This window comes from Streptomyces sp. NPDC005408, from assembly GCF_040606445.1.
Taxonomy (GTDB): Bacteria; Actinomycetota; Actinomycetes; order Streptomycetales; family Streptomycetaceae; genus Streptomyces.
In genome coordinates this window covers 161,459-174,989 of the sequence record NZ_JBEXEX010000012.1, presented here as the reverse complement: position 1 = coordinate 174,989, position 13,531 = coordinate 161,459, and the positions used below count along the sequence as shown (strand labels likewise).

The window sequence follows — 13,531 nt, the reverse complement described above, 5'->3', positions numbered from 1 at the left end:
GTCGATCTTCACGGCGGGCGTATCGGGGTGGCCGAATCGTCCCGCGGCTGCCGCATTCTCGTGACCCTTCCGGGGATCCCGTCGTAGCCAAGGTCTTGTACTACCCGTGGGGGTTCTTCAGTCATGACTGCAAAGAGACGTGCCGACATCGGCCGCAGGCGGTTCATACGTGTGGCCGGAGGCACGATCGCCGGTGCTGCCGTGGCGGGTGGAGGGGCCATCCCCGCAATGGCCGTCGAAACGCTCGCCCCGGCCGGGCCCGGCCCATACCCGGGCATGCCACACTCGCTTGTCCTCAGCCTGCCCACGGGCGGCACAGACGTGCCGGTGCCGCCGCTGCCGGATCAGCTTGCCGAGGGCACGATCAGTCCACCGAGCGCCCGGATGCAGATTCCGTACGCCGATGAGCCGGTGAACCCGAAGGCCGTCGAGGACTCCGTACCGACAACCCTGCCGTTCGAGTTCAAGACGTCTCAATTCACGATGGCCACCGATCTGCCGGAGGCCATGCGGCCATGGCGAGACCGGGCCACGACCTGGGTCAACGTCACGCCGGACACAGAACACACCTACCTCGACGCACAAGGCGTCATCATGTACCGGCCGAGCAGGACCGAAGCCGGGTACAACCAACCGGTGACGCAGTGCCAGTTCGGGCTCGGCTGCATCACCAGCTACCGCACCGAGACGGATCCCGCCCGCAAGGCGCTCTTCCTCGATCGTGCCAAGGCGCAGGCTCAGCGCTTGATCGACACCCGCGTGGAGTCCCGGGGCGCCTGGTACTTCCCATACCCCTTCAACTTCACGCACGACGCCCACAGCGGCATCGTCTACACGGCCCCCTGGTACTCCGGCATGGCGCAGGGCGAGGCGATCAGCCTCTTCACTCAGCTCTCCCAGCTCGACGGGATCACCGAGGAGGAGCACACGCTCTACAAGGCCGCCGCCGACGGTGCCTTCGCCTCGCTCCTGCGCGCCGACGACGGGACGCCATGGGCAGTGAACAAGGACAGCGACGGATACCTGTGGATCCAGGAGTATCCGATCGACGCCCCCGGCACCTCGGACTACACCTACAACGGCATGGTCTTCGCCATGTTCGGCCTATGGGACTACTTCCAGGCGACCGGCAATCCGCTGGCCGAGCAGCTGTACGACGGCTCGCTCACCACGATCCGCGACCACTTCCCCAGGCTGCGCAACACTCGCTGGTACTCGTTCTACCGCGACACCCACCGAATACCCGCACCCACTTACCACCAGCACCACATCAACCTGCTTCGGCAGTTGCACTGGCAGACCGGAAGCCCCACCATCGCCAACCGGCACGACATCCTTCTTGACGACTTCCCACCGCCCGTCCCAGCATCGCTCGTGATCGCTTTTGCCGAGGGCACGCACACGCTCTACCAGTTCGACACCCTCGGCGAGACTCAGAACTACGGCTGGTCAGCTGCCAAGGACGACACACAACTGGGCGTGAAGGAGGTGACGTTCACCAGGGCCACCCAGGGGCCGGCCAATGTGCGCCGCCGCATCAAGGGGCGTGGGGTCTACTACCGGATCAACGCAGGTGCGTACGCGGGCTGGTGGGTCGGCGAGTACTTCCCGAAGGTCTTCCTGCGCGGCGAATACTGCACCACCATCTACAGCCCCAACCGGACCGCGACCTTCCCGGCAAATGTCGCGGTCACCTGTTACAAGTTCGGCAGCGATGGTTCCGTGGGCACCAGCACGACGGTCACCTTCGCCAACAACTCGAACGCTCCTTTCGACCGACGGGCCTTTGTCAACGGGCGGCCGATGGTCCAGATCACCGCCGGCGGGCTGACCGGATATTGGGTGCCTTGTGCGGACATCATCGTCGATGGACAGTGATCTCTGGCTGTTGGCCGAGGGGTCCACCGCAGGGCCGACGCTGATCGCTGACCGCCGAGTAAGCGCCAATCGGAACATGGGCGCTACAGCTTTCACACGAGTCGCATAAGATCTCTTCACTTACTGACGCGTGTTACCCGTGGGGGGTTCTCCAGTCATGGCTGGAAAGAGACGTGCCGACATCGGCCGAAGACGCTTTATCCGAGTGGCCGGAGGCACCGTTGCCGGTGCTGCCGTGGCGGGTGGGGGGACATTCACCGCCATGGCCACCGGGGTGTTCGACACCCCCACGCCCGATCCCTACGCCGGGATGCCGAGGTCGCTCGCGCTGAGTCTTCCCTCGGCGCCGGGCGGGACCGAGGCACCGCTTCCGCCACTGCCGGATCAGATGTCCGAGGGCACCATCTCCAAGCCGGGTACCCGCTCGATCCCGTACGCCGACAAGCCGGTGAACCCGCAGGCCGTCGAGGACTCCGTACCGACCGCCCTGCCGTTCGAGTTCAAGTCGTCCGGCTACAAGTGCGTGGCCGATCTGCCCGAGGCTCTGCGCCCGTGGCGGGACCGGCCGACGACGTGGGCCAATGTCACGCCCAACAGCGAGCACGTCTACCTCGACGCCCAGGGCGTCGTCCAGTACCGGCCGGACAAGACCGCTGCCGGTTACGACCAGCCCGTAACCCAGATGCAGTTCGGTCTGGGCTGCATAACCAGCTACCGCACCGAGAAGGACCCCGCCCGCAAGGCGCTCTTCCTCAAGCGTGCCAAGGCGCAGGCTCAGCGGCTGATCGACAAGCGCGTGGAGTCCCGGGGTGCCTGGTACTTCCCGTACCCCTTCAACTTCTCGCACGCCGCGCACAGCGGTATCGCGTACAAGGCTCCCTGGTACTCCGGCATGGCGCAGGGCGAGGCGATCAGCCTCTTCACCCAGCTCTCCCAGCTCGACGGGATCACCGAGGAGGAGCGCACGCTCTACAAGGCGGCCGCCGACGGCGCCTTCGCCTCGATGCTGCGCGCCGACGACGCGAAGCCGTGGGCGGTGAACAAGGACAGCAGCGGATACCTGTGGATCCAGGAGTATCCGATCGACGCCCCCGGCATCTCGGACTACACCTACAACGGCATGGTCTTCGCCATGTTCGGGCTCTGGGACTACTTCCAGGCGACCGGCAATCCGCTGGCCGAGCAGCTGTACGACGGCTCGCTGACCACGATCCGCGACCACTTCCCCCGGCTGCGCAACGCCCGCTGGTACTCGTTCTACTGCGACACCCACCGGATACAGGCGCCGACGTACCACCAGCACCACATCAATCTGCTCCGCCAGCTGCACTGGCAGACCGGAAGCCCCACCATCGCCAACCGGCACGACCTGCTGATCGACGACTTCCCGGCGTACATCCTGCGCGCCGGGTCCGCCGCGGCCTTCGCCGCCGGCACGCACACGCTCTACAAGCTCGACACCCTCGGCGCGGCTGACGACTACGGGTGGTCCTCCTCGAAGGGCGACAAGCAGCTGGCCGTGAAGAAGGTGACCTTCGCCAAGGCCACCCAGGCACCGGTCAATGTGCGCCGCCGCATCATGGGCCGTGGCATCTACTACCGGATCAACGCAGGCGCGTACGCGGGCTGGTGGGTCGGCGAGGCCTACCCGAAGGTCTTCCTGCGCGGTGAGTACGTCTCCACCACCTACCTCCCGCAGCGCACCGCGACCTTCCCCGCGAATGTGGCAGTCACCTGCGTCAAGTTCGGTTCCGACGGGGTCACCGGCTCCACCAAGACGGTGAAGTTCGCCAGTGCGTCCAACGCGCCCTTCGACCGCAGGGCGATCGTGAACGGCCGGCCCATGGTCCGGATCACCGCGGGCGGGCTCACCGGCTACTGGGCACCCACCGCGCAGGTGCTCACCGACGGCCGCTGACGCGGCTCAGCAAGGCCACAGGGCCCCTGCCATCCAGCAGGGGCCCTTTCCCACGTCCCGCCCGTTCCCGCGTCCCCGTCGGTGACCCTGGTTCCGGTACCTGGCCCCGGTTCCGGTACCTGGCCCCGCGACCCGTCGAGGTAACGCTTTGGTTGCCTAGACGGCGCTGACCATTGACTCCTGCCTGACATGCGGCTTACCTTCCTCCCAACTGAATAGGAAACTTTCCTAACAGTCCAGCTGAGGACCTCGGCAGCCGAAGGGCAGGTGCATCCGTCGTGGCCGGAACCACACCCGGAACCACACCCGGAACCACACCCGGTACACCGCGCGTACTGCGCGCCATGAACGACCGGGCCGCGCTCGATCTGCTGCTGGAGCACGGGCCCCTGTCACGCACCAAGATAGGGAAGCTGACCGGTCTCTCCAAGCCCACCGCCTCGCAGCTGCTCGCGCGGCTGGAATCCGCCGGGCTCGTCGTCGCGACCGGGACCACCGAAGGGCGGCCCGGGCCCAATGCGCAGTTGTACGCCGTCAATGCGCGCGCCGCCTTCGCCGCCGGGCTCGATGTGACGCCGCAGCGCATTCACGCCGCCGTCGCCGACATCACCGGGGCCACCGTCGGGGAGTTCGAGCTGCCGACCCCTGGGCGGCGTGCCGAGAGTGTCGTGCGGCAGGTCGCCGAGGCGCTCGACGGGGCCGTGAAGGCCGCCGGGGTCACCCGGTCCGATGTGCACCGACTCGTCATCGGTACGCCCGGTGCGTTCGATCCGTCCACCGGCCGGCTCCGGTACGCGTCCCATCTGCCCGGCTGGCACTCCCCCACCCTTCTCGACGAGCTGGCCGCCGTGCTGCCGATGCCCGTCGAGTACGAGAACGACGTCAACCTGGTCGCGGTCGCCGAGCAGCGGCTGGGCGCCGCGCACGGGCACGAGAACTTCGTGCTGCTGTGGAACCAGGAGGGCCTCGGCGCCGCCGTCGTCATCGGCGGCCGGCTGCACCGGGGCTTCACCGGCGGCGCCGGGGAGGTCGGCTTTCTGCCGGTGCCCGGTACGCCGCTGGTGCGGCAGGTGACCAAGGCCAACAGCGGCGGCTTCCAGGAACTGGCCGGCGCCCAGGCGATCCCCCGGCTGGCCCGCGAGCTGGGGATCGACGGCGTCGGGCACGGCCCGCACGCCGAGGTCGCCTCCGGGCTCGTCGCCCGGGCGACCGAGGCCGACTCGGGGCCGTACCGCAAGCTGCTCGACGCCTACGCGACCGGGCTCGCGACCGGTCTGGCCTCCATGGTCGCCGTGCTCGACCCCGAACTCGTCGTCCTCTCCGGCGATGTGATCGCCGCCGGCGGGGAGCCGCTGCGCGAACGCGTGCAGGCGGAACTCACCGAACTGGCCGCCCCCCGGCCCCGTCTCGTACTCGGCTCCGTACAAGAACACCCGGTCCTGCGTGGGGCGCTGGAGAGCGCCCTGGCCACCACGCGCGACGAAATCTTCGACACCGCTCGCTGACACCCCCGCTGGAAGCCCGAAACAGCCCGCAGCTACCCCCGACCGCCACAGGGAGACTCCGCCATGTCCACACGCACCCGGAAGACGGCCGCCGCGCTCGCCGCGACCGCCGCGATATCCCTGTTCGCCTCGGCTTGTACGGGCTCGAGCGACAGCGCGGCCAACGACGATCCGAACGCGAAGACGACCATCACCTTCTGGCATGGCTGGAGCGCTCCGAGCGAGGTCAAGGCGATCCAGGAGAACGTCGCCCGCTTCGAGAAGACACACAGCAACATCAAGGTCAAGATCGTCGGCAATATGACCGACGACAAGATCAACCAGGCGCTGCGGGCCGGTGGTTCGAACGCGCCCGACGTCGTCAGCTCGTTCACCACCGACAGCGTGGGCAAGTTCTGTACCTCTGGTGCCTTCGTCGACCTCAAGCCCTTCCTCGAGAAGTCGAAGATCGACGCGTCCAAGGTCTTCCACAAGACGCTCCTCGACTACACCCAGTACGGGGGCAACCAGTGCTCGCTGCCACTGCTCAATGACGCGTACGGCCTCTACTACAACAAGGACGCGTTCAAGGCCGCCGGGATCACCGCCCCGCCCAAGACCTGGAGCGAGTTCGCGAAGGTCGCCGAGAAGCTGACCAAGACCAAGGGCGACAGCTACGAGCAGCTCGGCTTCATGCCGAACTACCACGGCTACGAGACGACCCCGATGCACTATGCCTCGCAGTGGGGCCCCACGTACTTCGGCGCGGACGGCAAGTCCAACATCGCCAAGGACCCGGCGTTCTCGAAGGTGCTGACCTTCCAGAAGGGCCTGGTCGAGAAGCTGGGCGGCTTCACCAAGCTGGAGAAGTACCGCAACACCTTCGGTGACGAGTGGGGTGCCAAGCACCCCTTCCAGACCGGTCAGGTCGCCATGCAGCTGGACGGCGAGTGGCGGCTCGGCATGGCCAAGGACGCCAAGGTGAAGTTCGAGATCGGCACCGCGCCGCTGCCCGTCGCGGACGACCAGGTCGCCGACTACGGCAAGGGCTACCTCTCCGGCACGATCATGGGCATCGCCTCCACCAGCAAGAAGCAGAACGCCGCGTGGGAGCTGGTGAAGTACATGACCACGGACACCGAGGCGGTGGTGGCCTTCGCCAACGGCATCCACAACGTGCCTTCCACGATCGAAGCGCTCAAGTCGCCGAACTTGAAGATCGACCCGGGGTTCAAGACCTTCATCGACATCGCGCAGCACCCGAAGTCGAACACCACGCCCGCCAACGTCGACGGCGGCGCGTACCAGATCACCTTCCAGGACTTCGGCTACCAGTACGAGTCCGGGAAGGCACAGGACCTGAAGGCCGGTCTGGAGAAGACGGCCAAGCAGATCGACACCGACATCGCGAAGCAGAAGTAGCAGAGAAGAAAGACAGTGACTACGCACACTCTGCGGTCGAAGCGCCGGCGCTCGGCGCTTCGTACCGCCGCCTTCATGTCACCCTGGCTGATCGGCTTCAGCGTCTTCTTCGCGTACCCGCTGATCTCGACCGTGTACTTCTCGTTCATGAAGTACGACGGCTTCAGGCCCCCTGTCTTCAACGGCCTGGACAACTGGACGTACGTCTTCAGCGAGTACCCGATGTTCTGGCCGGCGCTGCGCAACACGCTGTGGCTGGTGCTGGTGATGGTCACCTGCCGGGTCGTCTTCGGCCTCGGCATCGGACTGCTCATCACCAAGATCAAGACGGGCGCCGGGGTTTTCAGGACCCTGTTCTATCTGCCGTATCTGGCCCCGCCGGTCGCGGCGACGCTCGCCTTCGTCTTCCTTCTCAACCCCGGTACGGGACCCGTCAATTCGATCCTCGACGCGATCGGCCTTCCGACCCCGGGCTGGTTCACCGACCCCAGCTGGTCCAAGCCCGCGCTCACCGCGCTCGCGCTGTGGGGCATCGGCGACCTGATGGTGATCTTCATGGCGGCGCTGCTGGACGTACCCAAGGAGCAGTACGAGGCGGCGGAGCTGGACGGGGCCTCGGCCTGGCAGCGCTTCCGCTTCGTCACTCTGCCGAACATCTCGCCGATCGTGATGTTCGCAGTGGTCACGGGTGTGATCCAGACGATGCAGTACTACACACAGCCGCTGGTGGCCGGAAAGGTCGCCTCCGGCATCATCGGGGGCAGCGGGCAGCAGTTCGAGCCCGGCTACCCCGAGAAGTCGACACTGACGCTGCCGCAGCTCGTCTACAACCTCGGCTTCCAGCGCTTCGACTACGGCGCCGCGGCCGTCATCGCGCTCGTCCTGTTCGTGCTCTCCATGGTCTTCACCGCGTTCCTGATGCGCAGGCGCGGCGGCCTCGTCCAGGTGGGTGACTGACCACATGACCCAGATCCTCGACAAGCCCGCCTCACCGGCAAGCCTAGTCGCCGACGCCGAACGGACCGCGCGCCGCAAGACGCTGCTGCACTGGATCGCCGTGCACTCGCTCGGCATCGCCGCAGCCCTGTTCTTCGTGCTGCCGATCGTCTTCGTCGTCCTCACCTCGCTGATGAGCGACCAGCAAGCCCTGACCCGCGATCTCGTTCCCAAGACCTGGGAGTGGGACAACTACCGCCGGGTGCTGGACACTCCGGGCTTTCTGACCTGGTGGCGGAACACCCTGCTGTACGCGGGCCTCGGCACCGTCCTCACGGTGGTGTCCTCGATCCCGGTGGCGTACGCCCTCGCCAAGTTCCGTTTCCGAGGTCAGCGGCTCGCGCTGATGCTCGTCATCTCGATGATGATGCTGCCGCCCCAGGTGGTCATCATTCCGATGTACCTGTTCTGGGCGAAGCAGCTCGATCTGGCCGGCACGCTGTGGCCGCTGATCATCCCGATGGCGTTCGGCGACGCGTTCTCGATCTTCCTGTTGCGCCAGTTCCTGCTCACCATCCCCAATGAGTATCTGGACGCGGCGAAGGTCGACGGCTGCAGCGAATTCCGCACCCTGCTCAAGGTGGTGCTGCCGATGGCCAAGCCGGGCATCGCCGCCGTAGCGCTCTTCCAGTTCTTCTACGCCTGGAACGACTACTTCGGCCCGCAGATCTACGCCTCGGAGAACCCGGCGGCCTGGACGCTGAGTTACGGCCTGGAGTCGTTCAAGGGCGCGCACCACACCGACTGGAATCTGACCATGGCCGCGACCGTCCTGGTCATGGCCCCCGTGATCCTCGTCTTCTTCTTTGCCCAGAAGGCATTCGTCGAGGGCGTCACACTGACCGGAGTGAAGGGCTAGAGACACATGAAGCTCGCAGTCGTGGGTGGCGGATCCACCTATACCCCTGAGTTGATCGACGGCTTCGCCCGGCTGAGGGACACCCTCCCGATCAGTGAACTGGTGCTCATCGATCCTGCGGCCGACCGGCTGGAGCTCGTCGGTGGCCTGGCGCGGCGGATCTTCGCCAAGCAGGGCCACGACGGGAAGATCGTCACCACCTCCGACGTCGACGCGGGCGTCGCGGACGCCGACGCGGTACTGCTCCAGCTGCGCGTGGGCGGGCAGGCCGCCCGCAACCAGGACGAGACCTGGCCGCTGGAGTGCGGCTGCATCGGCCAGGAGACGACGGGCGCGGGCGGCCTCGCGAAGGCGCTGCGCACGGTCCCGGTTGTTCTCGACATCGCCGAGCGGGTGCGGCGTGCCAACCCCAACGCCTGGATCATCGACTTCACCAACCCGGTGGGCATCGTGACCAGGGCGCTGCTGCAGGCCGGTCACAAGGCCGTCGGCCTGTGCAATGTCGCCATCGGCTTCCAGCGCAAGTTCGCGGCCCTCCTCGAAGTCACCCCCGCCGATGTTCACTTGAACCATGTGGGCCTCAACCACCTGACGTGGGAGACGGGTGTGCGGCTCGGCGGCCCGGAGGGTGAGGACGTACTTCCGAAGCTGCTGGCCAAGCACAGTGACGCGATCGCCGGCGATCTGCGTCTGCCGCGGGCGGTGCTCGACCGGCTCGGAGTCGTCCCCTCGTACTACCTGCGCTACTTCTACGCGCACGACGAGGTCGTACGGGAGCTGAAGACCAAGCCTTCGCGGGCCGCCGAGGTCGCGGAGATGGAGAAGCAGCTGCTCACGATGTACGGCGACCCCGCGCTCGACACCAAGCCCGAGCTGCTCGCCAAGCGCGGCGGCGCCTTCTACTCGGAGGCGGCCGTGGACCTCGCGGCCTCCCTCCTGGGCGGGGGCGGCAACCCGTACCAGGTGGTGAACACCGTCAACAACGGCACTCTGCCGTTCCTCCCGGACGACGCCGTGATCGAGGTGCAGGCCGCCATCGGCGCGCAGGGCGCGACGCCGCTGCCCGTGCCCGAGCTCGACCCGCTGTACGCCGGGCTGATCACCCATGTCACGGCGTACGAGGACCTGGCGCTCGAGGCCGCACTGCGCGGCGGCCGCGACCGTGTCTTCAAGGCGCTGCTCTCCCATCCCCTGATCGGCCAGTACGAGTACGCCGACGCGCTCACCGACAAGCTGATCGCGCACAACCAGGAGCACCTCGCGTGGGCCTGAACGCACCTCGCCCGGCAGAGGCGAGCGTGCTCGCCATCGACGCGGGCAACAGCAAGACCGACGTGGCCGTGATCGGTGCGGACGGCGCCGTGCTCGCCGCCGCGCGCGGCGGCGGCTTCCAGCCGCCCCGGGTGGGCGTCGAGGCGGCGATCGACGCCCTCGCCGAGCCGGTCGGCCGGGCGCTGGCCGAAGCGGGGGTGACGGGCGTCGCGCATGTCTCGGCCTGCCTGGCCAACGCCGATCTGCCGGTGGAGGAACGGGAGTTGGCGGATGCCGTGCAGCGGCGCGGCTGGGGACGTACGACCGAGGTCCGCAACGACACCTTCGCGATCCTGCGCGCCGGTGTCGACGAGCCGCGCGGTGTCGCGGTGGTGTGCGGCGCGGGCATCAACTGCGTCGGCATGCTGCCGGACGGCCGCACCGCCCGCTTCCCGGCGATCGGCAAGATCTCCGGGGACTGGGGAGGCGGCGCGGGCCTCGCGGAGGAGGCGCTGTGGTTCGCGGCCCGGGCGGAGGACGGGCGCGGCGAGCCGACGGCCCTGGCCCGTACGCTGCCCGCGCACTTCGGCCTCGACTCGATGTACGCGTTGATAGAGGCACTGCACCTGGAGCACATCCCCTCGGGACGCAAACACGAGCTGACGCCCGTCCTCTTCAACACCAGCGCGGAGGGCGACCCGGTGGCGCGCTCGCTGGTGCACCGGCTGGCGGAGGAGGTCGTCGCGCTGTCCACGGTGGCGCTGGCCCGGCTCGATCTGCTGGACGAGGAGGTGCCGGTACTGCTGGGCGGCAGTGTGCTGGCGGCCCGGCACCCCGAACTGGACGAGCACATCGGCACATTGCTGGCGGCCAAGGCGCCGAAGGCGGTCATCGACGTCGTGACGGCACCGCCGGTGCTGGGCGCTGCCCTGCTGGGGCTCGACCATGTGGGGGCGCCGCCGGAGGCCCGCGCCCGGCTGCGCGCGTACTACGCATAGCGCGGTGACGGGCGCCGGACGGCCCTCGGTGCCGGACGGACTTGAGATCAAGCCCGTCCGGCACCCCCGTCCACCCCGTGCGACGGGAACCGATCAAGGCCCGGGGGCGTATTCATGGTGGGGAGATCGGTCTGGCAGGATCGTGGATTGCTGCGATAGGAACAAGATCCAGTCAATCCTGCTGTGAATGTCGGTCACTGCGGCCATACTGCTGGCCGGGAGCAGTCTCCCGACCCGCCGGGGGGCGGGCCGACGTCAGGGACCGAGGGGGAGGTCACGTGACATACCCGCCGAATGTGCGCACCGCGCCCCAGTCGGCTCCGGCGCATGCGCCCGCACAGCCGCCGGTCCAGCCATCCGTCCAGCCATCCGTCCAGCCGCCCGCGCACCGCGGCGCCTGGGCCGTGGGCAAGGAACGGCTGCGCGCGGCGGCGACGACCGAGCCCGGGCGGCTGCAGATCATCGGGGCCGTACTGGCCGCGCTGGTGGTGGCGTTCGGCGTGGTGACCGCGTTCGAGATCGCCGACCGCGCCGCCGCCGCCGACGATGTGGTGAGCCGCAGTCAGCCGCTGAGCGCGGACGCCGCGTCCATCCACCGCTCGCTGGCCGACGCGGACGCCGCGGCCGCCAATGGCTTCCTCGCGGGCGCCGAAGAGCCGCGCGCGATCCATGAGCGGTACGAAAAGGACATCACGGCCGCGTCGCGGCTGCTGGTCAACGCCGCGGCGAACACCGACAGTTCGACCGAGTCGGGTCGCCAGATCGCCACGCTGAACGAGCAGCTGCCCCGCTACACGGGCCTGATCGAGCGCGCCCGCGCCAACAACCGGCAGGGCCTGCCGCTCGGCGGCGCCTATCTGCGCTACGCCAACCTGAAAATGTCGAACGAGCTGCTGCCCGCGGCCGACAAGCTCTACAAGGCGGAGACGAAGCGGCTGGCCGAGGACAACGACCAGGCACGCGGCTGGCCGTTCGTCTCGCTCGGTCTGGGCGTGGTGGCGCTCGGCGCGCTCGTGTGGGCGCAGCGGCGCAACTACCGGCGTACGAACCGGATGTTCAACCACGGGCTGCTCGCCGCCACGGCCGCGTCGACGGTCGTCATCCTCTGGCTGATCGTGGGACACTCGGTGGCCCGCGCCGAACTCAACGACGCCATGGAGCGCGGCGAGGAGTCCCTGAAGGCTCTCAACAGCTCCCGGGTACAGGCGCTGCAGGCCCGCGCGAACGAGAATCTGGCAGTCGTATCCCGAGGCGCGGTCCTCACCCCGGACGGCAAGAACGACCAGTACGAATTCAATTACACGAACCGCATGAACGCCGTCGGTGTCACGCTGAAGTGGGCCAAGGACCTGGCCGACGACTCCGACGGCCGCGATCCCGTCGCGGACGCCACCAGTGCCGTCACCGAGTGGCGCACCCGCCACAAGAAGGCGCGTGACACCGACAACGGCGGTGACTACGACAGCGCGCTGCAGCAGATCATCGGCCCGAAGGTCTCGACGGGCCAGTCGTTCGACACGGTGGACGCGGCCCTGCGCCGGGCGATCGACCATGAGCAGCGGGAGTTCACGGCGTCCGCGAAGTCCGGGCGCGGCGCGCTGGACGGGCTGCCGATCGGCGCCGCCGCGCTGGCCGTTCTCGGCGCGGCCGGAGCCGTGGTCGGCATCAACCGCAGGCTTTCGGAGTACCGGTGAGAGGGGGCGCGATGAAGGACGCGAGGAGCAGGATCCGCGGCTGGGAGGGCGTCGCGGGGATGGCCGCCGCATGTGCCCTGACCGCCGCCGTCACACTGCTGCCGCTCTCCCGGGGCACGGACGTGCGCGAGGCGGGCCCTGCCACGCAGGGTGTGGCCTCCATCGTGCCCGCCAAGGCCGACTGCTCCACCCCCGAGGCCTCGCTGCCGTCGTCGACGGCCGGCGGACCGGCCATCAACGCGATTGTGAAGCGCGGCAAGCTGATCGTCGGCGTCGACCAGAACAGCTACCGCTGGGGCTACCGCAATCCCGCCAGTGGCGGCCTCGAAGGCTTCGACATCGATCTCGCCCGGGCCATCGCCACGGACATCCTCGGCAGGCCCGACGCCATCATCTTCCGCGCCATACCGACCAACCAGCGCATTCCCGCGCTGAACAACGGCACGGTGGACATCGTCGTCCGTACGATGACGATCAACTGCGCCCGGATCAAGCAGGTCGCGTTCTCCACGGCGTACTTCCAGACCGGCCAGCAGGTGCTCGCCCCCAAGGGGTCGTCCATCACGGGTTACGACAAGTCCCTGTCCGGCAAGAAGGTGTGCTCGGCCGAGGGCTCCACGGCGTACGAGGCCCTGGAGAAGAACTCATTCGGGGCGACGTTCAAGGACACGCACGACGGGCAGGCATCGGACGAGGACCAGCTCACCGTGCCCAACCAGCTCGACTGCCTGGTGCGGCTCCAAATGGGCCTCGTCGACGCCGTCGTCACGGACGCCGCCCTCGCGGCGGGCCAGGCCGCCCAGGACCCCGCGGTCGAGCTGAAGGGCGGCAAGCCCTTCACGACCGAGTTCTACGGCGTCGCCACCAAGCTCGGCAACGACGATCTGGTACGCCGCGTCAACAGCGTGCTCGACGACTACCGCAAGGGCCCCTGGACGGAGGCGTACAACAAATGGCTGGTGGCGGACCTGCCCGGGATAACCGGGCCGCCCGCGCCGAAGTACCGCACCGGCTGAACAAGAACGACAGGC

The 13,531-nt window shown here is 68.0% G+C and carries 10 protein-coding genes; all 10 read left to right on the top strand.

The window, feature by feature from the left end; genetic code table 11:
• The first annotated feature begins 123 nt into the window (after nt 1–123).
• The 10 genes from ABZS64_RS14835 to ABZS64_RS14790 all read left to right on the top strand — a co-directional run bounded on the left by ABZS64_RS14835 (nt 124) and on the right by ABZS64_RS14790 (nt 13,516).
• Entirely contained in the window at nt 124–1,878 is a 1,755-nt protein-coding gene (locus ABZS64_RS14835) for a D-glucuronyl C5-epimerase family protein (RefSeq protein WP_355828350.1), read from the top strand.
• Between the two features lie 262 nt (nt 1,879–2,140).
• Nucleotides 2,141–3,796 carry a D-glucuronyl C5-epimerase family protein gene (locus ABZS64_RS14830; RefSeq protein ID WP_355828347.1) on the top strand — a complete coding sequence of 552 codons (1,656 nt, stop codon included), beginning with the start codon at nt 2,141–2,143 and terminating at the stop codon, nt 3,794–3,796.
• A 344-nt stretch (nt 3,797–4,140) separates the two neighbouring features.
• Nucleotides 4,141–5,301, top strand: a complete 1,161-nt coding sequence (locus ABZS64_RS14825) for an ROK family transcriptional regulator (protein ID WP_355828377.1) — start codon at nt 4,141–4,143, stop codon at nt 5,299–5,301.
• A gap of 63 nt (nt 5,302–5,364) precedes the next feature.
• Nucleotides 5,365–6,702: an ABC transporter substrate-binding protein gene (locus tag ABZS64_RS14820; protein ID WP_355828345.1), complete on the top strand. Its 1,338-nt coding sequence runs from the start codon at nt 5,365–5,367 to the stop codon at nt 6,700–6,702.
• Between the two features lie 15 nt (nt 6,703–6,717).
• A complete protein-coding gene (locus ABZS64_RS14815) occupies nt 6,718–7,659 on the top strand; it encodes a sugar ABC transporter permease (RefSeq protein ID WP_355828342.1) in 942 nt (313 codons plus the stop codon).
• Between the two features lie 4 nt (nt 7,660–7,663).
• Nucleotides 7,664–8,557 (top strand): carbohydrate ABC transporter permease, encoded by an 894-nt coding sequence (locus tag ABZS64_RS14810; protein ID WP_355828339.1) that lies wholly within the window; start codon nt 7,664–7,666, stop codon nt 8,555–8,557.
• Nucleotides 8,558–8,563: 6 nt separating this feature from the next.
• Nucleotides 8,564–9,829 carry a 6-phospho-beta-glucosidase gene (locus ABZS64_RS14805; RefSeq protein ID WP_355828336.1) on the top strand — a complete coding sequence of 422 codons (1,266 nt, stop codon included), beginning with the start codon at nt 8,564–8,566 and terminating at the stop codon, nt 9,827–9,829.
• Nucleotides 9,820–10,806, top strand: a complete 987-nt coding sequence (locus ABZS64_RS14800; protein ID WP_355828333.1) for a BadF/BadG/BcrA/BcrD ATPase family protein — start codon at nt 9,820–9,822, stop codon at nt 10,804–10,806. Before ABZS64_RS14805 ends, ABZS64_RS14800 begins: the two co-directional genes overlap by 10 nt.
• A gap of 404 nt (nt 10,807–11,210) precedes the next feature.
• Nucleotides 11,211–12,500, top strand: coding sequence for a hypothetical protein (locus ABZS64_RS14795; protein WP_355828374.1), 1,290 nt, complete (start codon nt 11,211–11,213; stop codon nt 12,498–12,500).
• Between the two features lie 11 nt (nt 12,501–12,511).
• Nucleotides 12,512–13,516 carry a glutamate ABC transporter substrate-binding protein gene (locus ABZS64_RS14790; protein ID WP_355828330.1) on the top strand — a complete coding sequence of 335 codons (1,005 nt, stop codon included), beginning with the start codon at nt 12,512–12,514 and terminating at the stop codon, nt 13,514–13,516.
• Nucleotides 13,517–13,531 lie beyond the last annotated feature (15 nt).

What these genes read in the sequence shown, in the direction of transcription:
- ABZS64_RS14835 (WP_355828350.1), top strand. Translation starts at nt 124, where the DNA reads ATGACTGCAAAGAGACGTGCCGACATCGGCCGCAGGCGGTTCATACGT.
- ABZS64_RS14830 (WP_355828347.1), top strand. Translation starts at nt 2,141, where the DNA reads ATGGCCACCGGGGTGTTCGACACCCCCACGCCCGATCCCTACGCCGGG.
- ABZS64_RS14825 (WP_355828377.1), top strand. Translation starts at nt 4,141, where the DNA reads ATGAACGACCGGGCCGCGCTCGATCTGCTGCTGGAGCACGGGCCCCTG.
- ABZS64_RS14820 (WP_355828345.1), top strand. Translation starts at nt 5,365, where the DNA reads ATGTCCACACGCACCCGGAAGACGGCCGCCGCGCTCGCCGCGACCGCC.
- ABZS64_RS14810 (WP_355828339.1), top strand. Translation starts at nt 7,664, where the DNA reads ATGACCCAGATCCTCGACAAGCCCGCCTCACCGGCAAGCCTAGTCGCC.
- ABZS64_RS14805 (WP_355828336.1), top strand. Translation starts at nt 8,564, where the DNA reads ATGAAGCTCGCAGTCGTGGGTGGCGGATCCACCTATACCCCTGAGTTG.
- ABZS64_RS14790 (WP_355828330.1), top strand. Translation starts at nt 12,512, where the DNA reads ATGAAGGACGCGAGGAGCAGGATCCGCGGCTGGGAGGGCGTCGCGGGG.